21 protein-coding genes and 2 pseudogenes are annotated in these 23,026 nt (G+C 37.2%); 14 read left to right on the forward strand and 9 right to left on the reverse strand.

The annotated features are described in order from the left end of the window. Positions 1-60: 60 nt before the first annotated feature. The 5 genes and pseudogenes from prfB to DQL14_RS08820 form a co-directional block, all read right to left on the reverse strand. The gene (gene prfB / locus DQL14_RS01905; protein WP_108169651.1) at positions 61-1,152 is read right to left on the reverse strand and encodes a peptide chain release factor 2; all 1,092 of its coding nucleotides are present in this window, start codon (positions 1,150-1,152) and stop codon (positions 61-63) included. 60 nt (positions 1,153-1,212) lie between these two features. Further along, on the reverse strand, positions 1,213-2,388 hold the full coding sequence (locus tag DQL14_RS01910; RefSeq protein ID WP_108169652.1) for a molybdopterin molybdotransferase MoeA: 1,176 nt from the start codon (positions 2,386-2,388) through the stop codon (positions 1,213-1,215). 9 nt (positions 2,389-2,397) lie between these two features. Continuing rightward, positions 2,398-3,165: a flagellar biosynthetic protein FliR gene (gene fliR / locus DQL14_RS01915; protein ID WP_000883868.1), complete on the reverse strand. Its 768-nt coding sequence runs from the start codon at positions 3,163-3,165 to the stop codon at positions 2,398-2,400. After that, a complete protein-coding gene (locus tag DQL14_RS01920; RefSeq protein WP_108169653.1) occupies positions 3,159-3,887 on the reverse strand; it encodes an EI24 domain-containing protein in 729 nt (242 codons plus the stop codon). The genes fliR and DQL14_RS01920 overlap by 7 nt, the downstream gene beginning before the upstream one ends. A gap of 107 nt (positions 3,888-3,994) precedes the next feature. Continuing rightward, positions 3,995-4,257, reverse strand: a pseudogene (locus DQL14_RS08820) (hypothetical protein). Positions 4,258-4,412: 155 nt separating this feature from the next. Between DQL14_RS08820 and cbf2 the strand changes: the two are divergent. The 7 genes from cbf2 to DQL14_RS01960 all read left to right on the forward strand — a co-directional run bounded on the left by cbf2 (position 4,413) and on the right by DQL14_RS01960 (position 11,854). Beyond that, positions 4,413-5,312 (forward strand): peptidylprolyl isomerase CBF2, encoded by a 900-nt coding sequence (gene cbf2, locus DQL14_RS01930; RefSeq protein WP_108169654.1) that lies wholly within the window; start codon positions 4,413-4,415, stop codon positions 5,310-5,312. A 13-nt stretch (positions 5,313-5,325) separates the two neighbouring features. Next, positions 5,326-6,249, forward strand: a complete 924-nt coding sequence (locus DQL14_RS01935; RefSeq protein WP_000960451.1) for a class II fructose-bisphosphate aldolase — start codon at positions 5,326-5,328, stop codon at positions 6,247-6,249. Positions 6,250-6,270: 21 nt separating this feature from the next. After that, entirely contained in the window at positions 6,271-6,834 is a 564-nt protein-coding gene (efp, locus tag DQL14_RS01940; RefSeq protein ID WP_000974267.1) for an elongation factor P, read from the forward strand. Between the two features lie 490 nt (positions 6,835-7,324). Continuing rightward, complete coding sequence (locus tag DQL14_RS01945) at positions 7,325-8,569, forward strand: DNA cytosine methyltransferase (RefSeq protein WP_108169655.1); 1,245 nt, start codon at positions 7,325-7,327, stop codon at positions 8,567-8,569. Further along, complete coding sequence (locus tag DQL14_RS01950; RefSeq protein WP_108169656.1) at positions 8,556-9,326, forward strand: hypothetical protein; 771 nt, start codon at positions 8,556-8,558, stop codon at positions 9,324-9,326. The genes DQL14_RS01945 and DQL14_RS01950 overlap by 14 nt, the downstream gene beginning before the upstream one ends. Then, positions 9,301-10,647, forward strand: a complete 1,347-nt coding sequence (locus DQL14_RS01955) for an McrB family protein (protein WP_108169657.1) — start codon at positions 9,301-9,303, stop codon at positions 10,645-10,647. Before DQL14_RS01950 ends, DQL14_RS01955 begins: the two co-directional genes overlap by 26 nt. Next, entirely contained in the window at positions 10,640-11,854 is a 1,215-nt protein-coding gene (locus DQL14_RS01960; protein WP_108169658.1) for an LlaJI family restriction endonuclease, read from the forward strand. The genes DQL14_RS01955 and DQL14_RS01960 overlap by 8 nt, the downstream gene beginning before the upstream one ends. Positions 11,855-11,934: 80 nt before the next feature. On the opposite strand, the gene pseI is transcribed toward DQL14_RS01960, so the two are convergent. From pseI to DQL14_RS01975, 3 genes are read right to left on the reverse strand one after another with little or no spacing between them, the layout of a single operon-like run. Next, positions 11,935-12,957, reverse strand: coding sequence for a pseudaminic acid synthase (gene pseI / locus DQL14_RS01965; protein ID WP_108169659.1), 1,023 nt, complete (start codon positions 12,955-12,957; stop codon positions 11,935-11,937). Between the two features lie 4 nt (positions 12,958-12,961). Further along, on the reverse strand, positions 12,962-13,603 hold the full coding sequence (locus tag DQL14_RS01970; protein WP_108169660.1) for an ABC transporter ATP-binding protein: 642 nt from the start codon (positions 13,601-13,603) through the stop codon (positions 12,962-12,964). Continuing rightward, on the reverse strand, positions 13,603-14,877 hold the full coding sequence (locus tag DQL14_RS01975; protein ID WP_108169661.1) for an apolipoprotein N-acyltransferase: 1,275 nt from the start codon (positions 14,875-14,877) through the stop codon (positions 13,603-13,605). Before DQL14_RS01975 ends, DQL14_RS01970 begins: the two co-directional genes overlap by 1 nt. Positions 14,878-15,104: 227 nt before the next feature. Between DQL14_RS01975 and DQL14_RS01980 the strand changes: the two genes are divergently transcribed. From DQL14_RS01980 to DQL14_RS02000, 5 genes are read left to right on the forward strand one after another with little or no spacing between them, the layout of a single operon-like run. Next, positions 15,105-15,806, forward strand: coding sequence for a CvpA family protein (locus tag DQL14_RS01980; protein ID WP_001106292.1), 702 nt, complete (start codon positions 15,105-15,107; stop codon positions 15,804-15,806). Positions 15,807-15,815: 9 nt separating this feature from the next. Beyond that, entirely contained in the window at positions 15,816-17,321 is a 1,506-nt protein-coding gene (gene lysS, locus DQL14_RS01985) for a lysine--tRNA ligase (RefSeq protein WP_108169663.1), read from the forward strand. Further along, positions 17,321-18,571, forward strand: coding sequence for a serine hydroxymethyltransferase (locus tag DQL14_RS01990; RefSeq protein WP_108169664.1), 1,251 nt, complete (start codon positions 17,321-17,323; stop codon positions 18,569-18,571). Before lysS ends, DQL14_RS01990 begins: the two co-directional genes overlap by 1 nt. A gap of 10 nt (positions 18,572-18,581) precedes the next feature. Further along, positions 18,582-19,124, forward strand: a complete 543-nt coding sequence (locus tag DQL14_RS01995; protein WP_000138102.1) for a DUF1882 domain-containing protein — start codon at positions 18,582-18,584, stop codon at positions 19,122-19,124. 21 nt (positions 19,125-19,145) lie between these two features. Then, complete coding sequence (locus DQL14_RS02000; RefSeq protein ID WP_108169665.1) at positions 19,146-19,949, forward strand: hypothetical protein; 804 nt, start codon at positions 19,146-19,148, stop codon at positions 19,947-19,949. A 398-nt stretch (positions 19,950-20,347) separates the two neighbouring features. Here DQL14_RS02000 and DQL14_RS02010 read toward each other — a convergent pair. Further along, positions 20,348-21,884 (reverse strand): annotated as a pseudogene (locus tag DQL14_RS02010) (DUF262 domain-containing protein). Positions 21,885-21,928: 44 nt separating this feature from the next. Between DQL14_RS02010 and DQL14_RS02015 the strand changes: the two are divergent. Beyond that, the gene (locus DQL14_RS02015; protein ID WP_108169666.1) at positions 21,929-22,708 is read left to right on the forward strand and encodes a hypothetical protein; all 780 of its coding nucleotides are present in this window, start codon (positions 21,929-21,931) and stop codon (positions 22,706-22,708) included. Between the two features lie 19 nt (positions 22,709-22,727). Continuing rightward, entirely contained in the window at positions 22,728-23,021 is a 294-nt protein-coding gene (locus DQL14_RS02020; RefSeq protein WP_108169667.1) for a hypothetical protein, read from the forward strand. Positions 23,022-23,026: the final 5 nt, after the last annotated feature.

A 23,026-nucleotide genomic window follows, 5' to 3' on the forward strand; every position in this document is an offset into this window, starting at 1 on the left:
AATTGGTTTTAAAAAGCGTTTTATAGTAACCATAATTGATTAGCTGTCATTTTAGCGCACTTAAGCTTTAGCAATCAAAACGCCCTCTAAAATCGCATCAATATCGCCGTCTAGTATCGCTTCCACATTGCTATAAGCGGTGTTGGAGCGCGCGTCTTTGACTTGCTGGTAGGGGGCTAGGACATAACTTCTGATTTGATGCCCCCAGCCAATCTCGCTTTTTTCTTCATTTTTGGCGTTGCTTTGCTGCTTTTCTAATTCCAATTCATAAAGCTTGGATTTAAGCATTTTTAACGCGCTCGCTTTGTTTTTATGCTGGCTCCTGTCGTTTTGGCATTGCACCACAATACCGGTAGGGAAATGCGTGATCCTAACCGCGCTTTCTGTTTTATTGACATGCTGACCGCCTGCCCCACTGGCTCTATAATAATCGTAACGGACATCTTTTTCATCAATTTCTATATCAATGTCATCGTCTAATTCAGGGCTAATTTGCACGCTCGCAAAACTCGTGTGCCGTTTAGCGTTCGTATCAAAGGGTGAAATCCTTACAAGCCTATGCACCCCGCTTTCGTTTTTCAAATAGCCATAAGCGTTTTCGCCCTTAATGATAAAGGCGACCCCTTTAATGCCCGCTTCTTCGCCATCTTGATAATCTAAAATCTCGCTTTTAAAGCCCCTTCTTTCCGCCCATCTCAAATACATGCGATACAAAATACTCGCCCAATCCTGGCTTTCCGTCCCCCCCGCTCCAGGCTGAATGGTGATAATAGCGTTTGAGGCATCGTTTTCACCGCTTAACATGATTTCAATTTCCACTTTTTGGACGCTGTGTTCTAAAGTAGGAGCCTCTTCATAGAGCAAGGATAAAGTAACCTCATCGTTATCGTTTTGAGCGAGTTCAAACAATTCTGTGCTTTCATCTAAAGAGTTTTTGGTTTTTTGATAGGTTTCTAGCAAGCGGTTTAAGCGCACTTTTTCTTTATTGGTGTCCCTGGCTTTTAAGACATCTTGCCAAAAATTAGGGTCTTCTTGTTCTTTTTCAATGCGTTCTAATTCTTGTTTGATCTTTTCAGGCTTGATGATTAAAGCGATATTATCGCATTTGTTTTGCAAGCTTTTTAACAATTCGCTATAGGTGTAGTTATCCACAAACAGAACCTTTATGAGTGGGGTTTTAAACTTGTCATTATAGCATTGTTGAAAGCCATTTTAATTTTCAAACCTTAAAATTTCAATTTCGCCCTGAACCAATCCCACTCCTTCATCAATTAAAGCGATAGAATCCACTTGTGCAAGGGCTTGAATCGCTCCTGATTCATAGCGGTTGTTGTTGTAAGGAATGAATTGGTGGTTTGAATAATTGCCTAAAATCAAATGCGTCCGTTTATTTTTAAGCTTTAAAGGGGCATTGATTTGAGCCTTAAAGGGTTTTAGTTTAAAATCTTTATTTAAGGATAGGCGCTCCAATAAGGGTAGAATCAAAACTCGTAAAACGACTAAGCAACTTAAAGGATTGCCCGGCAAGCCTATAATAATACTTTGATTGAGTTGGGCTAAAGTTACCGGTTTTCCAGGTTTGAGATTGACTTTTTCATAATAAAAAAGGGCGTTTTTTTCTTTCAAAGCGTCTTTAAAAAAGTCTTTATCCCCTACGCTCACCCCCGCGCTTGAAAGGATGACATCATAGTCTTGCAATTCAAGTATTTTAAGCTGTAAATTTTTGTCATCTTTTAAAACCCCTAGAAAATGCGTGTTGTAGTTTTTAAGCATGTTAAAAATACCCACTGAATTAACATCATAAACTTGGCATTCTAGGGCGTTCTGCCCTAAAGGCACTAATTCATCGCCGCTGCTAAATAAAGCGATTTTTAATTTTCTAAACGCTTTGATTTCTTTTAACCCTTGAGAGGCAATGAGCGCGATATGCCCGTAATTCAAACGGGTATTTTTAGGGACTAACACGCTGTTTAAAGAAGCGTTTTCGCCCTTTTGACGGATATTGGCGTTTATTTTAAAATCTTTGGGAGCTAGGGCAAAATTTTCATGGCTTTCTAGCATGCATTCTATAGGGACAATCGTTTCTATTCCTTTTGGCACCATCGCTCCAGTCATGATTTTAACGCATTCATTTTCTTTAACTTCTAAAGCGCTCACATCATCTCCGGCAAAAATGTGTTGGATGACTTGAGTTTTTTGGCCCAAGTCTCGCATTTTAAACCCATAGCCATCCATTGCGCTTTGATTGAATTTGGGCAAGGCGTGAATGCAAACAATATCCTCTGCTAAAATGCGCCCTGTGCTTTCAAACAAAGAGACAATCTCTATTTCTAAGGGTTTTAAGGGAATGCTAGAATGGATTTTTAGAGCTTCTTTAAAACTAATCATGTTTATCCTTTAAAAGATTTTACTAATGGCGCTAAAGGCTAGGCTGATTTCTTCTTTAAAACGCCCCATGATAGCCGAAGCGATTAAAATAATGCCCACAAACCCGATAGCAATTTTAACCGGAAACCCAATAGCGAGCAGGTTGAACTGAGGGTGGGTTTTCATGATCATGCCAAAAATAATATCGCTCAATAACACCAAGCATAAAATAGGGAACGCCATAGAAAACCCTATGACAAAGAGGTGCGAAAAGGCTTTGACAATGTTTTTAGCCAACGCTGGCTCAAAGACAAATTGCCCTAAAGGGACGGCTTTTAGGCTGTGATCCACAAACAAAATGATTTGATGGTGGAACGATAAATCCAATAAAATTAAAATCGCTAACAACAAAAGGGCTTGCCCTACAATGGGTTTTTGCGATCCTGAAATAGGATCATATGCGCTCGCCATCGTAAGCCCCATAGAAAAGCTGATGCTATCGGTTGCAAACACTAAGCTTGCAAAGACGATCTGTAAAAAGACAGACGCGCACACCCCCAAAAACAATTCGCACAAGCAAGCAATGATAAAACCCTCTGGCGTGTAAGCGGCGTTTGAAAATTCTAAAGTGGGGTAAAAAATCGCGCTCACATACAAGCTCAAAGCCCCACGCACCGACAAAGGCACTAAATGGTTTTCAAAAAAAGGGAAAAAAGACAGCACGCCGCTAACCCTTAAAAACAACAAGAAAAAATCCCTAACATGGGGGGTGCTAAGCTCTTGGAGAAAATCTAACATTCTTTTTCTTTAAGGATAAAAAAGTAGTGCGTTAGCATTAGGGTTTGCAACAAGGTGGCAAAAAAATTAAAAAAAGGGATTAAGGAAAAAAGATAGCAAAAAAACGAGAAACGATAATGCTTCAATCGGTGCTGTTTGAGTAGGTTTTGATAACTTTGATAATTAAAAATCATGCTGGCTATATCCAAACTCATGGTGTTTTTGAAAAAAAGGAAATGCGCGATTATGGAAAAAAAGACCCCAAAGACCCCTATAAAGGGAATGAAATAAAAGGGCGTTAAAAGCACTAACAATACAAGCATAAGAATGAGTGCTTTTAAAAAATATTTAATAGAAAAAAGAATAGAGCCAAATTCTTCTAAAACGACATGGGGATAATATTTTTGGTGCAAATAAGAGACCACTAAAGGGGTGTAAAAAATGGACGCAAAAATATTGATGACTAAACTCAAAAGAATCACGATCCAAAAAATAAGAAAATACACTAACGCTTTAAAAACCCATGCGAACACACCAGCAAAAAAGCCTTGAGAATGGGAATAGTCATTCAAAGATTGCGGTAATAAAGTTTGGCAATAACCCACAATACTCCCGCCATTATAGTAAAAAACAGCTCCAAAAAACGCCAAACTCAAAAGGATAGGACCAAGATTGATTAAAAGCATTCTAGCGCTTAAAAAATCATTAAAGCTTTTTTTAAGGATAAATAAAGACAAAACCATAACTTGAAATCCTTCTCGCTTTGATAGGGTAATTTAAGCGCAAAGTCCCTTAATCTTACATAGTAGGCTTATCAATATGAGATTGATTAATAGAGTATAGAAGTTATTTAAGATGGAATAACATGCAACAATAAATACATTATGGGGTAAAACAATACCATCAGTATCCAAGGACACAAAACGATTACAGCAACAATGGTAAATATAACATTCATCATTGTCTTATAAAATTTTGATTATTGTTTTATGAAATTTTGATTATTGTTTTATGAAATTTTGAATCTTCTTTAACATTCTTTTCCTTTCCAAAAAGAATAAAACTAACACCAAAAAAGATAATCAATATTATTACAACATCTGAGGCGAACATTTTTACCCACTTACCCACTTTGAACGGAATGAATAACTTTAAGCATTTCTTACCTCTCAATGTGAGTTTTCTGCAATCATGATAGCTGATTTTGTTTTAAATTTGCTATAATGTAAATTTAATGATGAAAATTAGTTTAGAGTGGAGAACACACAATGAAAAAAAATATCTTAAATTTAGCGTTAGTGGGCGCGTTGAGTGCGTCGTTTTTGATGGCTAAGCCGGCTCATAACGCAAATAACGCTACGCATAACACAAAAAAAACGACTGATTCTTCAGCAGGCGTGTTAGCGACAGTGGATGGCAGACCTATCACTAAAAGCGATTTTGATATGATTAAGCAACGAAATCCTAATTTTGATTTTGACAAGCTTAAAGAGAAAGAAAAAGAAGCCTTGATTGAGCAAGCTATCCGCACCGCACTTGTAGAAAATGAGGCTAAGGCAGAAAAGCTCGATCAGACTCCAGAATTTAAAGCGATGATGGAAGCGGTTAAAAAACAGGCTTTAGTGGAATTTTGGGCTAAAAAACAGGCTGAAGAAGTGAAAAAAGTCCAAATCCCAGAAAAAGAAATGCAAGATTTTTACAACGCTAATAAAGATCAGCTTTTTGTCAAGCAAGAAGCCCATGCTAGGCATATTTTAGTGAAAACCGAAGATGAGGCTAAACGGATTATTTCTGAGATTGACAAACAGCCAAAGGCTAAAAAAGAAGCCAAATTCATTGAGTTAGCCAATCGGGATACGATTGATCCTAACAGCAAGAACGCGCAAAATGGCGGTGATTTGGGGAAATTCCAAAAGAACCAAATGGCTCCGGATTTTTCTAAAGCCGCTTTCGCTTTAACTCCTGGGGATTACACTAAAACCCCTGTTAAAACAGAGTTTGGTTATCATATTATCTATTTGATTTCTAAAGATAGCCCTGTAACTTATACTTATGAGCAAGCTAAACCTACCATTAAGGGGATGTTACAAGAAAAGCTTTTCCAAGAACGCATGAATCAACGCATTGAGGAATTAAGGAAGCACGCTAAAATTGTTATCAACAAGTAGATGAGGTGTTATCATGTTAGTTAAAGGCAATGAAATCTTATTGAAAGCCCATAAAGAAGGTTATGGGGTAGGGGCGTTTAATTTCGTGAATTTTGAAATGCTAAACGCTATTTTTGAAGCAGGAAACGAAGAAAATTCCCCGCTTTTCATTCAAGCGAGCGAAGGAGCGATCAAATACATGGGGATTGATATGGCGGTGGGCATGGTGAAAATCATGTGCGAACGCTACCCGCACATTCCTGTAGCCTTACACCTAGATCATGGCACGACTTTTGAAAGCTGCGAAAAAGCCGTGAAAGCGGGTTTCACTTCTGTGATGATTGATGCGTCTCATCATGCTTTTGAAGAAAATTTGGAATTGACTTCTAAAGTGGTCAAAATGGCGCATAACGCTGGGGTGAGCGTGGAAGCGGAGCTGGGGCGTTTGATGGGGATTGAAGACAATATTTCAGTAGATGAAAAAGACGCGGTGTTAGTGAATCCTAAAGAAGCGGAGCAGTTTGTCAAAGAATCTCAAGTGGATTACTTAGCCCCAGCTATTGGGACAAGCCACGGAGCGTTTAAATTTAAGGGCGAGCCAAAATTGGATTTTGAACGCTTGCAAGAAGTCAAAAGGCTCACTAATATCCCTTTAGTTTTGCATGGAGCGAGCGCGATACCAGATAATGTGAGGAAATCTTATTTGGACGCTGGAGGCGATTTGAAAGGCTCTAAGGGCGTGCCTTTTGAATTTTTACAAGAATCCGTGAAAGGGGGGATCAATAAGGTCAATACTGACACGGATTTAAGGATCGCTTTCATCGCAGAAGTGCGCAAGGTGGCCAATGAAGATAAGAGCCAATTTGATTTGAGGAAGTTTTTTTCTCCGGCCCAATTAGCGCTTAAAAATGTGGTCAAAGAGCGCATGAAACTTTTGGGTAGCGCTAATAAAATTTAATCAACAAGGAAAGAGTGTAACATGGCAATTGGGATGAGCGAGCTCAAAAAGGGCTTGAAAATTGAATTGGGCGGTGTGCCTTATAGGATTGTAGAATACCAGCATGTCAAGCCCGGCAAGGGTGCGGCTTTTGTGCGTGCGAAAATCAAGTCGTTTTTAGATGGCAAGGTGATTGAGAAGACTTTCCATGCGGGGGATAAGTGCGAAGAGCCTAATCTGGTTGAAAAAACGATGCAATACCTTTATCACGATGGCGACACATACCAATTCATGGATATAGAGAGCTATGAGCAAATCGCTTTGAACGACTCTCAAGTGGGTGAGGCTTCTAAATGGATGCTAGACGGCATGCAAGTGCAGGTTTTATTGCATAATGACAAGGCGATTTCAGTGGATGTGCCGCAAGTTGTGGCTCTAAAGATTGTAGAAACAGCCCCTAATTTTAAGGGCGATACTTCAAGTGCAAGCAAAAAACCAGCGACTTTAGAAACCGGTGCGGTCGTGCAAGTGCCTTTCCATGTTTTAGAAGGTGAGGTAATTAAAGTCAATACGGAAACAGAAGAGTATCTTGAAAAGGTGAAGTGAGATTATCTTTTTATTGAGTTAGCGTTTTTAGACACAGCTTTTTTATCATAAGGGATGTTATCAGCCCCTTTTTTGGGCTTTGTTTAATGAGCTTTATTTAAAGCGTGTGTGGAATCTGTGATTAAAAATTATTTAGAATGGATTGACTTTTTTATTGAGCGTCAATAAAAATATTCAAAGGCATTTTTTAAGATTAAATAAGAGCTTGATTGAATCAGACGGATAGTCTCTCAAAAAGCAGTCTTTGGGGGTTAGGGGGATAAAAGAGAGAGAGAATTTTACCCCATTTGAAAGAGTGTGAGTTTGGGTATAAGAAGGACTTGCACCAAGTTTTATTGAAATGGATACGAAAAAATACGCTTGATTTATCTCGAGCTTTTTTATTTGGTTACAACCGCTTTTAAAGTAAAAGATGGTTGGTGGGCAAAATGAAACAAAAAATAAATTATCAAACAGGCTTTATAACACCATAATAGCGTTGAGAGCTTAAATGAGCAAATATAATTGTATAGATTTATTTAGTGGGGCTGGTGGTTTATCATTGGGTTTTGCGAATACAAATAGATTTAATATTTTAGCCCACATTGAGTGGGAAAAACCTATGGTTGCTACACTGAGAAATGCTTTAATCAAACGCTTTAAAATCAGTGAGTATGAGGCAAAAAAGAGAGTTATTAAATTTGATATTCAAAAAACGGATGAATTGATAAATGGCTCTTGGAGTGGTGAAACTCTTAAAATTTATGGATCTGATAATGATGAAAGCGTTAGCCAACTTGGGTTAAATGGCGTAATTAGTGGTAAAAAAATAGATGTTATCTTTGGCGGTCCTCCTTGTCAAGCTTATTCTCTTGTGGGTAGAGCGCAAGATAAACACTCTATGAAATATGATTATAGGAATTATCTTTTTGAAAGTTTTGTTAAGATAGTTGATTATTACCAACCACAATGCTTTGTGTTTGAAAATGTTCCTGGCATGCTTAGTGCAAAACCGGGCAATCAATTTGTAAAAGATAGGATTTATGAATCTTTTTCAAAAATAGGGTATGAAATTAAAAAACCAAATGAAATGAAAGAGATAATCTATTCTAGCGATGATTATGAAGTCCCACAAACTAGAAAACGAGTAATTATATTTGGCGTTCGTAAAGATAATAAAGAATGGTTATTCAAATTTTATCAAAATTTAGACAATCTCAAATCAAAAAAACCACCACTTACCGTTAGAGACGCTATTGGCCATTTACCCAAGTTTAGACCGCTCAAAACACCCCTAAAAACTAGCAATAAAAACATTTCTCACGAACTTATTGGTGCAAATAATTTGACACAAAATTTTCCACGATATAATAATTTACGAGATTTAAAAGCGATGGAATTTTGGATTGAAAACAACATGAATAACGCTTCTGCAAAAGAAAAGCTTGACTTTTACACTAAAATTACGGGAAAAGTCTCAAACCATAACAAATACAGAAATTTAGAATGGGATAAACCATCGCCAACCTTAGTGGCGCATTTGCAAAAAGATGGTTTTATGTTTATACACCCAGAAGCTAATCAAAGCCGCTCTATCACCATAAGAGAAGCAGCAATCTTGCAGACTTTCCCTAATGATTTTGAATTTATCGGATCGCAAGCGGCTTGTTTTAAAATGATAGGCAATGCAGTGCCAGTTAATTTTGCTAAAAATATAGCCCTAGCAGTGGCAAAGGTTTTAGATGAAAAAAACTAATATAAATATTTTAGTAGCTTGTGAAGAAAGCCAAAGGGTGTGCAATGAATTTAGAAAGCTTGGTTTCAACGCTTATAGTTGTGATCTATTAGAGTGTAGTGGCGGGCATCCTGAGTGGCATTTTAATTGCGATGTTTTTGAAGTGATTGGAAATAAAGGCGGTGTTTTGCAAAATGGCAAACATGTAAAAGTTTCGCAATGGGATATGATGATAGCGCACCCGCCTTGCACTTTTTTAGCTGTTAGTGGAGCGAAGTGGTATTACCACCCTAGAGATAAAGATTTGCCCATAGAACAAAAAAGACCCCATCCCAAATTCCCCAACCGCACAAAAGACAGAGAGGAAGCTTCAAAATTCTTTATGGATTTAGTGGAAGCAAAAATCCCTTATATTGCAATAGAAAACCCCATTGGCATAATGAATACAAGATACAAAAAGCCCGATCAAATAGTCCAACCTTACCACTTTGGCGATAGTGCATCAAAAAAGACTTGTTTGTGGCTTAAAAACTTACCACCCTTAAAATACACAAACATCGTTGATCCTGGCGAGTTTATAGAATTTAAAAGCGGTAAAAAAATAGCAAAATGGTATAGCGATGGACTGACTAAAACAAAATCAGCCAAAGAGCGTCAAATTTGGAGGAGTAAAACATTTCCAGGATTTGCAAAGGCGATGGCAGAGCAGTGGGGGGAGTTTGTAAAAAATGAGATGTTTAAAAAGGTGAAAAATGAAAGTTTATTTGAGGAAAATTGATAATCAATGCATTAACAAACAAATCAGTATTACAAGAGATATTTTAGAGCATTTTTTTGATAACGCCAACAACCAAGACGAAGTAGATATGAGGGGTATCTTATCTAACTATAACGATAAAGTTAGCATCCTCTTAGCAACAGATCCTAGACTTGGTGGAGGAATTAAGAGAATCATTAATGCAGAAACTGATAAAATAAAAGAAACCCGATTGGATTATGAGTTAAAAATTGATGATATTCTGCTTTTTACTTATATATCTTATAAAAAATACACATTAGAAATCATTTTACCCACTGATACAAGATACAATGTTTTAAATGGCTTAATCAGTAATAGCAAGCATTTATTGGTTTTTGGTGAGAATGAAACGAGTCTTTTAGATGATGGTAAAATAGATGAAAGCGTTAGAATAGATGGGGGAAAAAATATCATCCTTTATGGTGTTCCTGGTAGTGGCAAAAGTTATACTTTACAAAGAGATTATTGCAATGATAATAGTGTGGTAGAAAAGATAGTGTTCCATCCTGATTATTCTTATAGTGATTTTGTGGGACAGATTATGCCAAGCGTGAATGATGGCGGTATCGTTAGTTATAAATTTAATCCTGGACCTTTTACAAACATCCTAAAAAAAGCGTATCATAACCCACAAACTAAGCATGTCCTAGTGATTGATGAAATCAATCGTGGTAATGCGCCTGCCATATTTGGAGAAATTTTTCAACTTCTTGATAGGCTTAAACATGACAAAGGTGGCTTTAAAAAAGGCTCTAGTGAGTATGCTATCAATAATATGGATATTGCAAATATTGTCCATAACGATAAAAATGCAAGTATAAGAATCCCATCAAATTTATGGATAATCGCTACAATGAATACGAGCGATCAAAATGTATTCACACTAGATACTGCTTTTCAGCGTAGATTTGCTATGCAACTCATTGAGAATTCCTTTGAAAATGTTGATAATGGTTTTAAAAATATGAAAATTTTAGACACTGATATTACTTGGCAAAAATTTTGCACCACCATCAATGAAAAAATAGCTCAAAACAACGAGGGGCTGAGTTCTATGGAGGATAAGCGGTTTGGCGTTTATTTTGTGAATATTGATGATCTAAAGAGCAAAGAAAATTTTGCACATAAAGTCATCAAATACCTTTGGGACGATGTCTTTAAATTTGATAGAAATATCATATTTGATACTACAAAATTTAATACGCTTGAAGCTGTTGTGAAGAATTTTACCAAAGAAAAAGGCAGAACCCAATTTGATATTTTTAGCGATGGTGTGAAAGAACTTTTATTTGATGTTTGATTTAAAAAAGTGCTGTTTTACAGACAATAAATTGAACGACAATTTTGTAGGCATTAGAAGTATCAATAATGATTTACAAATTTGTTTCCCATTAGGATTTGATATAAGCGATGATAAAAACATTAGAGCAGATATAAAAAATCTTATTTCTATTCTTTTAGAATATAATAAAACAATTGTATGTGAAAATTTGTTAAATAATAAAAATGGGATTATAAGATCAAATTTTCCACTCACAGCGTATAAAAATGTCATAGAATATTTTTTATCGCATGGTTATTATACAGAAAATAAAAGTTATTATGAAAATAGTGCAAAAGGTAAAATAAATTTTTCCAAAACGATTAAGAAAAACAGACCTATTATTCAAACTTTTAACAATAAAAACTCTTGTGTCTATACTCGTTTTCAAGTTAAAAGGAAAATGGTAAATGAAAATGAATTGATAACAGCGATAAACAAATATTGTGTGCATGAAGCGTTTTCTAAATTTGGTTTTGTGTTTAGCTCGTTTATGCCACCAATATTCAAACTACCTGCTGATAAAAATTATTGCATTTATCTGCTTGAAAACAGGTTAAACAGCACATTTAATGATGACAGGAAAATCCTTTTTCAATCTATGAAAAATATTCTTTTACAAGATGATAATACTTTGGATAAGACTGATTTTAAATTTGGAACATATAATTTTTATGTTATTTGGGAAAGAATGATAGACAAGGCATTTGGTATAAAAAATAAAGAAGTTTATTTTCCTAAAACAAAATGGAATTTGCGGTGCTCCGATCAAAAACCTGATTATTTATTGCAACCAGATAGCATCATGCTGTTTGACGATAGAATTTACATATTAGATGCAAAATATTATAAATATGGTATAAGTGGGGTTGCAAGCGATTTACCCAGTAGTGCATCCATCATAAAACAGATTGTTTATGGTGAATATGTGGCAAAACTAGAAACAAAAAAAGAGATTCACAATATCTTTTTAATGCCATTCAACAGATTTAACAATCCGCTAAAATTGAGTAATATTTTTGAGAATATAGGTTTTGCAAATGGAGAGTGGAGAGGTAATCTGAAACAATATGAAAATATACAAGGAATTTTAATGGACACTAAATTTTTAATGCAAAATTATAACAAGAAATCCAATGATCTTTTAAAATTACTAGCAAAAAATGTGGAAGAAACTAAAATATAATTTTTAAAAATTTTAGTCTAAAATCAAATCTAAAACCATAAAACAAAATTTAAAACCCCCATTTTTTAATCAAAACAAACCTACAGTGAGCGTTCTATATCATCAACGCTTAAAGGGGTGTTGGCTTTTAAAAATTTTGATGCCTTTTGGCCTAAAATTTCTTTATAGAATTTAGGGTGTAAGCCAAGGTTGGGGCGTAAGGCTTTGATATTGTTTTCAGTCAATGCTTCGCCTTTTTGAATATCCTTAATAACAAATAAAGAGCGCATAAAGAATCTTCGCTCCTCTAAAGTCTTTGGATTGATTTTAGGCTCTTTTTCGCCTAAGGCTAAAACGCTTTGTTTGATCGCTTCAACCATGCTTTTAAATCCGTTAAAATCCATGCTAAAAGCGCTGTCTGGGGTTTGTAAGGATTTGTTTAAAATGAAATGCTTTTCTATCATGCTCGCTCCTAAAGTGGTGGCTAGAATGGGGCAAAGAGAGCCAATCGTGTGATCGCTCAAGCCAAATTTAACGCCAAAGGTTTCGCCTAATTTAACCATGCTTAATAGGTTAGCGTCTTCTATTTGGCTGGGATAAGCGCTCACGCATTTTAAAAGGGTGATGTCAAAATTATTCACTCCTCTGCACAAAGAAATAGCGTCTTGTAATTCGGTGTGTGTAGCGATACCGCTAGAAAGGATAATGGGCTTTTGTGTGCGAGCGGCCTTTTCAATCAAGTCTAAATCAACGATTTCAAAACTAGCGATTTTATACATGGGGCAATTTAGGCTCTCTAAAAGCTCTAAGGCTTTTGAACTAAAAGGCGAGCTAAAAATGCCCAAATCAAGCTTTCTAGCCAACTCAAACAATTCCGCATGCCACTCTAGGGGGGTAGAAGCCTTTTGATACAATTCATACAGATTTTCTTTATCCCATAAAGTGCCTTGAATGATGAAAGGATCTTCTTTGGAGTTTAAAGTCATGCAACTTGGCGTGTAGGTTTGGAGCTTGACAAAATCCGCGCCGCTTTCCTTAATGGCATGAAGGCTTTCTTTGGCTAGGTTTAAATCCTGGTTATGATTAGCACTCAATTCAGCGACAATTTTAGGGCGTTGTAACATTTTTTTATTTTTCCTTAATCAAAACTTCTTTTTCTAAGCGATAGACTTGAGAGCAAGTGAAGGCTAAATGCTCATCATGCGTGGCTAAAACTAACGCCCCTTCTTTTTCTGTAATGTAATTTTGCAGCATGCTGATGACTTGATTAGCGCTAGTGGTGTCTAAATTTCCGGTGGGTTCATCAGCGATAATGATTTTAGGTTTTTTAGAAAGCACTCTGGCGATGCTTAAACGTTGTTGTTGGCCACCGCTCAATTCACCCACGCCTTGTTTTAGGGTGTGGGCTATGCCTAATTGTTCTAAAAGGGAATGATTTATTTCTTGCTTGGCTAGGATGGAAGCGACTTGCAAGTTTTCTAAAGCGCTAAAACCCTTAAAAAGGTAATGCGATTGGAAGATTATGCCCACTTTTAAGCGCCGTAATTCCAAAAGTTTTTTGGAATTTAAGGCATAAATATCCTGGTGTTCTAACAAGCTAATCGTCCCACTATCCGGTTTTAGCATGGTGGCTAAATGGTTTAGAAGCGTGCTTTTACCGCTCCCGCTCACGCCTAAAATCGCCAAGCTTTCTTTGGGCTTGATGCGTAAATTCACGCCGTTATAAAGAGGCTTTTCAAAAGCATGAGAAATATTAATCGCTTTAATCATTATCGTTTCCTAAAAAGAATATCACCCAATAAACTAGGGTTTAGAATGTAAGAAGTTGAAAAGTTCGCGCTGTGCAAGATGATTTTATCATAACGCCTTGCATAGTATTTTAAAAGCGTTTTTTGTAAGGTGGGTTCAATGCTTGGGCTAAACCATGCGTTATTGCTCATCACTATAAAAATTTTTGAAGGGCTGTTTGAATAAGCGGGTTTGGAAGTGCCTTCATAGCAAATCAGGGGGCGAAAAGTAAAATCGTCTAATGTGAAATCGCTGAAATTGGAAGCGTTGCGGTATAAATAAGCGCTCTCGCCAAAAAAGAGCTTTTCAAGGGGTTTTTGAAGAAACTTGGGTAAAGGCATGGTTTCGCCAAAGGGGGCTAAAACCACTTTATCAGCGATCTGAACGCTTTCTTTAGAAAATAAAAACGAGCTGTTATAAAGGTTATAGCCTTGAGTGCGCAATGTCCCTATTAAAATAGCAATATTACCGCTTAAATCTTCTAGTTTAGCTTTAAAGGGGGAGTTTTCTAAAGCGATGGGGTAGGCGGTCTCTGGAAAAACAATCAAGGTTTTTTGCTTGCTTTGAGCGAGCTTGATTTCTTTAAGAATGTTGTTTTCAATATCGTTAAGGTAGTTTGAGTCAAATTTCACATCTTGGGGCGTTTTTGTAGAGACTAGTTCAATATTTCCAACCTTTTTTAAATCGCTTGTTTTAAAACCATTAAAATCCAACGCGCCAAGCAACAATAAAACCCCTATGATCCTATATTTTTTAAGATTTTGAGCACTCAAAAAAATGCAAGCTAAAAAAACAAGCCCTAGCGATAATTTATCCACTCTAAACACGCTATAAGAAAAAAAGCTATCCGGGACTAACCAATCAAATCCAAAAGGGTGGATAAAACTAGAGCCTAAAAAACTCAAAAGCCTGAAATAGGGGTTTTCAAAATAGAGCAACAAATAAAATAAAACCCCATAAACTAACGCTATTAAGATAATGATTAAGGGCAATAAATAAGTGAAATCCGAGTAGCGAAAGCTTAAAGCGCACCAATAAAACAATAACGCTCCCACAAAAAACCCCAAAGCAAAAGCGCTATTTCTAGGGGTTTTTAAAAACGCCAGCATGCTTAAAGGGGCTAATAGGCTTGTGAGTGTGATAGAAATATAGGGGTTTTCAATTGCATAAGCGTCCAAAACAGCGTTCACATACACGCTTGAAACAAACATGCACGCCAATAACAAAGCGTTTTGATTGAACAAAATAAGACGCATGGCTAAATTTTGAAACCTTGAGATTGTTTTAGTGTATTATAGCTATATTTTAATTTAAGAATTTTAGATTGATTTTTTTAAGGGTAGTTTTTTTTAAGTTGTGTTATTATTTTCAAATTTCAAGTGAGCGTGGATTGATAGCGTTAAAAATTATAGGCGTTTTTGGGGCGTTTTTGAGCGCTCACTATCTTTATGCGAGATATATGAGAGAAAGGTTTGGGTTTAGGGTGAATTATATTGATTTGGCGTTACTTGTGGTGGTGGTAGCCTTTGGGATTAGGGGATTTTATCATGGCTTTGTGAGTGAAGTGGCGGGGATTTTAGGGATTGTGCTTGGCGTGTATTTAGCGTCTCGCTACTCTGTGGCTGTTGGGCATTTATTTTCACAACATTTGTATGATCTAAAGAATGAGACCATGATGAATCTTGTTGGTTTCTTGCTAGTGTTAGCGTCTATTTGGGTGTTTTTTTTAGCTTTTGGAGTGTTGCTAGGCAAGGTGTTAGTCTTTAGTGGGTTAGGCATTATAGACAAAGCGTTGGGGTTTATTTTTTCATGTTTAAAGACTTTTTTAGTGCTTTCTTTTATCCTTTATGCGCTCTCTAAAATGGAAGTGATGAAAGACGCTAACGCCTATTTGCAAGAAAAAAGCGCTTTTTTTTCTACCATGAAAAGCGTTGCCAGTAAGATCATGCGCCTTGATGGCGTCAAACATGTGGAGCAAAACCTTAAAGACAACCTTGAAGAAATGAGCGATGAAGTCAAAAATAAAGAATCTTTTAATAAAAATAAAGAGTCTTTTAATAAAGCGATGGATAAGGGCGTGGAATCTTTAAAAGAAAAGGCTAAAGATTTGCCTAAAAACATGCTAGATCCAAAAGCTAACCAAACCCCACCAAACCCCACCCCATCTAATAAAGAACCCCTATAAAGGCATCACATGTTTTCTAACCAATACATCCAACAACGCATCCATAAAGCCAATAGCTTGAGAGAAGAAGGGAAAAACCCTTATCAAAATGGCTTGAAACGAAGCCTCACCAACGCCGCTTTTTTAGAAAAATACGCTTATGTTAAGGATTTAGAAGAGCCTAAAGACAAAGAAAAATGCGAGAGTATTGTAGGGAGGGTCAAGCTTTTGCGTTTAATGGGTAAGGCTTGTTTTATTAAAATTGAAGATGAAAGCGCGATTTTGCAAGCCTATGTTTCGCAAAATGAATTGAATGATGAATTTAAAAGCCTGAAAAAGCATTTAGAAGTGGGCGATATTGTGTTGGTGAAAGGTTTCCCTTTTGCTACCAAAACCGGTGAATTAAGCGTTCATGCCCTAGAATTTCATATTTTAAGCAAAACCATTGTGCCTTTGCCTGAAAAGTTTCATGGATTAAGCGATATAGAATTGCGTTACCGCCAGCGCTACTTGGATTTGATCGTCAATCCTAGCGTTAAAGATGTGTTTAAAAAGCGCAGTTTGATTGTTTCTAGCGTGCGGAAATTCTTTGAAATGGAAGGGTTTTTAGAAGTGGAAACCCCCATGATGCACCCCATTCCTGGCGGGGCGAACGCAAGGCCTTTTATCACTTACCATAACGCTTTGGAGGTGGAGAGGTATTTAAGAATCGCCCCAGAATTATACCTCAAACGCTTGATTGTGGGGGGGTTTGAAGCGGTGTTTGAAATCAATCGTAATTTCAGAAATGAGGGCATGGATCACAGCCATAACCCTGAATTCACGATGATTGAGTTTTATTGGGCGTATCACACTTATGAAGATTTGATTGAACTCAGTAAGAGGCTGTTTGACTACTTGCTAAAGACTTTAAATTTAGATTCAAAAATCATTTATAACGATATGGAAGTGGATTTCAATCAAACGAGCGTGATTTCCTATTTGGACGCATTAGAAACGATAGGGGGCATTAGTAGGGGTATTTTAGAAAAAGAAGACAGGCTTTTGGCTTATTTGCTAGAGCAAGGCGTCAAAGTAGAGCCAAATCTCACTTATGGTAAATTGCTCGCTGAAGCGTTTGATCATTTTGTAGAGCACCAACTCATTAACCCCACTTTTGTAACCCAATACCCTATTGAGATTAGCCCCTTAGCCAGACGCAACGATAGTAACCCTAATATTGCTGACAGGTTTGAATTGTTTATCGCAGGGAAAGAAATCGCTAACGGCTTTAGCGAGTTGAACGATCCTTTAGATCAATTAGAACGCTTTAAAAATCAAGTGGCTGAAAAAGAGAAAGGCGATGAAGAAGCCCAATACATGGATGAAGATTATGTGTGGGCCCTAGCCCATGGAATGCCCCCAACCGCAGGGCAAGGCATAGGCATTGATAGATTAGTGATGCTATTCACTGGATCTAAAAGCATTAAAGATGTGATTTTATTCCCAGCGATGCGTCCTGTTAAAAACGATTTTAATGTGGAGAGTGAAGAATAATGGCGTATTTTTTAGAACAAACGGATAGTGAAATTTTTGAACTTATCTTTGAAGAATACAAGCGGCAAAATGAGCATTTAGAAATGATAGCGAGCGAGAATTACACTTTTCCTAGTGTCATGGAGGCTATGGGGAGTGTTTTAACGAATAAATACGCTGAAGGCTATCCTAACAAGCGCTATTATGGAGGCTGTGAAGTGGTGGATAAAATAGAAAGCTTAGCCATAGAAAGGGCTAAAAAGCTTTTTAATTGCCAGTTCGCTAACGTGCAAGCGCATTCAGGCTCACAAGCCAATAACGCTGTCTATCACGCTCTTTTAAAGCCTTATGACAAGATTTTAGGCATGGATTTAAGCTGTGGAGGGCATTTAACGCATGGCGCTAAAGTGAGCTTAACCGGTAAGCATTATCAGAGCTTTTCTTATGGCGTGAATTTGGATGGTTATATTGATTATGAAGAAGCGCTAAAGATTGCTCAAAGCGTTAAGCCAGAAATCATTGTGTGCGGGTTTTCAGCCTATCCAAGGGAAATTGATTTTAAGAAATTTAGAGAAATCGCTGATGAAGTGGGGGCGTTACTATTGGGCGATATAGCCCATGTGGCGGGGCTTGTGGTAACTGGTGAGCATGCCCATCCTTTCCCGCATTGCCATGTGGTTTCAAGCACCACTCATAAGACCTTAAGAGGGCCTAGAGGAGGGCTTATTTTAACCAATGATGAAGAGATAGCGGCTAAGATTGATAAAGCGATTTTTCCAGGAACTCAAGGCGGGCCTTTGATGCATGTGATTGCTGCTAAAGCGGTGGGGTTTAAAGAGAATTTAAAACCAGAATTTAAAACTTACGCAAAATTAGTGAAATCTAACATGCAAGTTTTGGCTAAAGCGTTACAAGAAAAAAACCATAAGTTAGTGAGCGGTGGCACTTCTAACCATTTGCTTTTAATGGATTTTTTAGATAAGCCTTATAGCGGGAAAGATGCTGATATTGCATTAGGGAATGCTGGAATCACCGTGAATAAAAACACCATTCCTGGCGAAACGCGCAACCCTTTTGTAACGAGCGGGATAAGGATTGGCTCAGCGGCGTTGAGTGCAAGGGGCATGGGAGCTAAAGAATTTGAAATCATAGGGAATAAAATATCAGATATTTTGAATGATATTAATAATGTTAGTTTGCAATTGCATGTGAAAGAAGAATTGAAGGCCATGGCTAATCAATTCCCTGTGTACCAACAACCTATTTTTTAAGGGAGTCAAGATGACAGAAATGGAATTAAAGCTCATTAAGATAGACACAAGCCATTATTTTGAAAAAAAACCAGGCTTGGGGGAGAGGGTGGATTATGCGGGGCGTTGCTACTATAATAAATTCCAAAGAGTGAATGCCATGCTCACAAGCTCGCTCATTCAAAAGCATTTGAAAAGGGAAATAGAAATCGCGCACAATCTCATCTTGCGTAACGATAAGGTGGAAAACATTGTGTTTGATTATAACGGGAGGAACCCGGAGCGTTTTTATCATAAGGCGCAGTTATTGCTTCGTGAGGAAGGTTTTATGAATTTTACCGCTTATAACACGAAGACGCCAGGGCATTTGCATTTGTATGTGCATAAGGGGCATACGGAATTAGGCGAGGGTGAAAGGCTGGTTAAAACTTTGTCTATGAAATTAGCGCAAGGGTTGCCGAAAGAATGGAAGGTCTTCCCTAGCAATGAATGGCCTAAGGAATTTAATATTTTAGCTTTACCTTATGAAGTGTTTGCAAAAGAGCGAGGGAGCTCTTGGGCGAAGCATTTATAACCATTTTTGAAAGGATTTTTGATGTCAGAAAAAGAAAGACTGAATGAAGTGATTTTAGAAGAAGAAAATAATGGGGGCGGCACTAAAAAGGTGTTTTTGATCGTGGCTATAGCCATTATCATTTTAGCGGTGCTTTTAATGGTGTTTTGGAAAAGCACGAGAGTCGCTCCTAAAGAGACTTTTTTACAAACCGATAGTGGCATGCAAAAAATAGGCAACACTAAAGACGAGAAAAAAGACGATGAGTTTGAAAGCTTGAATTTGGATCCTTCCAAGCAAGAAGACAAGCTAGACAAAGTGGCGGATAATGTTAAAAAACAAGAAAATGATGCGTTTAACATGCCCACTCAAACCGATCAAACTCAAACGGAGATGAAAACAACAGAAGAAACCAAAGAAGCTAAAAAAGAATTAAAAGCTGTTGAGCACACTAGCACTCAACAAGAATCTCAAGCTGCGGCTAAAAAAGAAACCCCCCATAAAAAGCCTAAAGCAACCCCTAAAGATAAGCAAGCTCATAAAGATAAAGATAAGCATGCGGTTAAAGAGCTAAAAGTCAAAAAAGAAGCTCATAAAGAAGTTCCTAAAAAAGCCAATTCTAAAACCACTCTCACTAAAGGGCATTATTTGCAAGTGGGGGTTTTTGCACACACGCCCAATAAAGCCTTTTTGCAAGCGTTTAACCAATTCCCCCATAAGATTGAAGATAGGGGGGCTACTAAACGCTATCTCATAGGCCCTTATAAGAGCAAGCAAGAAGCCTTAATGCATGCTGATGAAGTCAGCAAAAAAATGACTAAACCGGTTGTCATAGAAGCGCGGTAGGGGTTTTGAGCTAAAAATTCTTATTTCTTTCTTGGGTGTTTTTAGTGGATCGCCCAAGCTCTAAAACGATGGGGTAGCTTACTCCATCGGCTCGGATAATTTTAACTAAAGAATCAAGATAAGCAGATTTTTTTGATCAATATACCTATTTGGTCTTTGAGGAATTCAGATAATTCTTGCGTTTGAATTCAGCCTTAAAGAGCATTCATTCGTTAAAGGCATTTGTTTGTTGTTTGAAAACTACGGAGCGTTTAAATTTTATAAAGTTATTGTTTGCTGTTTAATCCCCCTCTAACCCTCCAAAGAATAGAGCGGTTTGAAACTAGCTTTATGGGTGCGATGGTGGGGCTAGAAGCAAGAGAGCAAGCGCGCTCACGCTCTTTTAAGCTTCACTCTCTTTAGTGGGCGGCGAAATCCTTAAAAAAGGTGTTGATCAGCCATTCTCGCATTGCATCATTCCTTGTTATCAAGGCCTTTTTGTTGAAACCTTTTACATTAAAGCGCCTGTTGAAAGGGATCTCACTACTTTTGTAGATTTCATCTTTTCCATACAGATCCTTATCGCTTGCTTTAGAATTGAGCGGTTTTTCTAAGGAGATGAGGTTGCCGTATGTGTCAATGTAGTTTTCAAGATCTTTTTTGTCTTCAAAACCAAGTTTTTGGATCTCAATTTCATTATCCAATTCTAATAAATTGATGGGGATGATGTGCTCTTTTTCTTGGGAGAATTGCTTCCCAGGGATTAATTTTTTGAGATCGGCAAAACCCATCTCCTGGCAGTTCTTTTCAAAGAAGACATAGTGGAAGCCTGATGGGTTGGGTGTGTTGTTTACAAACTCCCGAGAAGCCCGCTCTATATCATTTCTGCATTGAGCGATCATCTCGCTCTTCAATCCCTCTTTGCCCTTTTTAAGATACGCATTAATCAGGTTGTAGGCCGCTGATTTCATACGTCTACCAGCTTTGAAAAGCACAATATCGGTTTTGGCAAAGAGTCTCAGCGTTTCATCGTCTAGTTGGTTGTTGATTTTCAGGCGGATGAGCGAATTGAAAAAAACGCGGGTTGATTCCGTTGATGAGCATGACTTTAAAGGTGGTTGGGTTGGCGTCAATCTCGCTCAATAGATCAAGGAAAGCCTGATAGAAGTTTTTCAAATCGCTGACATAGGATTGGATGAAATTTTCCAATTCGCTTTTTTTGATTTCTTTTAGTTCATCTTTGAGTTTCTCGTAGGTGTTGTCCGTGCTTGCTTTGTAGTGTCCTAAAAACTCGATCCCATCAAATCTTTGACTCCCTGCGTGGTAGCGGAAGATATCGCCTTCATCAGAGCCTCCAACGCTGGAGATGTGGTCGCTCTTTTTGATCTTGGCAAAGATCTTAAAGATCTCCCCAAAATGATCGTTGATGAACTGGTCTAGCCCCCTTTTCCCATCGCAAAAAGTGTTGGAGTAATAGATGAGAAGGGATTTTAGTTTGTCTAGCAAGAGGAGAGGCACGCCTCTGTCATTCACGCTTTGAAAGGTTCTGATGGCCCTTCCAGGATCGGGCTCTTCAAGCCGCATCAAAACCATTTCCAAAAGTGCTTCCAAACGCTCATTCGCTTCTTCTTCACTCAACTTGCTGACCTTATCCAAGATGGCCTTCAAAACTTCAAAAAGATTCTGCTTGCCCTCGGTGTCTGCATCTTTTTCACAATGGCTGATATTCCCCTTTTCTGCGGCTTCCAAGAGCGTTTTGAAGAAGCTTTGGTTTTGAGGGGCGACTTCTAATTTTAATTCCCCCTTTTGGTATAGATATTTTCTTGTCTCTCGCTTGTCTTCCTCATTTTGTTTGTTCGCCAAGACATGCAAGAGTATGAAGATAGTGGTCGTTCGTTGCTGGCCGTCAATGATGTCATACAATTTTTTATTGTCTTCATTCTTTAGAGAATGCAATTATTTTCTAATCTCTAAGAAATCAATATCTAGGAATTAGGACCATGCAAGAAAGAGTTTTTAAAAGAAAAGTTTTAGATGCGAATATCTTAAAAGAAATGCATGCGAACAATGTCTGTTATTCCAAGCATTCAAAAGATAGGTTTATTCCTTTCAAATTTGATAAATTTGGTTATGTTGGATGTAAACTCTTTAAAAAGATTTTAAACTTTCCTAGCAATACAACTTTCTTTGGTGGCACAGGTTGTAAGAAACTCATGGAACTTTTAAGTGAAATCGTTATAGATTCTAGAAGTTCTAAAATCGCATTAAACCGCCATTATGCCTTAACTCGCTTGCAATGGTGCGATAGAACCTTAAGACATAATCTCCAAATTTTAGAGAGAATAGGATTTCTAACTGCTTTTAAGAACAAAAAAGGTTATGTTTTTTTGTCTATGCATGACTTTACTAAAATAGAAAACTACGAACATTTAGGTTTGAATGGGGAGAGCAATTTACCTAATAGCTTCTTTTTAGGAATTTGTGGGTATTTGAAAAAACTCTTCAAGAAATTAAAAGATAGAGCATTCAAGCTTCCAAACAAGCACGGTGTATTCTTTTTAAATATCCCTAAGCATTTTCAAATGCAAAACTTTAACAATATTTTTTTGGAGTTTGTGTCGGTTAATAATCCTTGTCTTTCTTATAGATTGACTTATGATCAACTTGTTGGCAAAAAAATTCCAAATATCAAGTGCTCTTACCAACAAGCAATTGTAAAAAAGAATATCCATAGAGCATTAGATGAACTATCTATAGATAAGGAAATTTTAGCATCATAAAGAAAACAAAGGATAAAAAATGCAATTCCCACTCAAAAAAGATTTAAAAATTTCACAAAAATATGTGATCCCTAAAGGGTTTGATCCTACAAACAAAGAATACAAAAATTTTTTGGTGAAAGATCTACCTAAATTAGTGCATAGGGAAGTTCAAATCGCTATGAAATTATTATTTGAAATCAACGAAGTAGAGACTGCGGTTGAAGTCATGAAATTTCTCACTCAAGCAATGGATCGTGTTTTGTATGATGCGAGAGCCAAACATTATGAAATGAGATTAGCCAAAGAGATTAAAAAGAATAGATTTGGGTGAAAGAC

The organism is Helicobacter pylori NCTC 11637 = CCUG 17874 = ATCC 43504 = JCM 12093 (assembly GCF_900478295.1).
Lineage (GTDB): Bacteria > Campylobacterota > Campylobacteria > Campylobacterales > Helicobacteraceae > Helicobacter > Helicobacter pylori.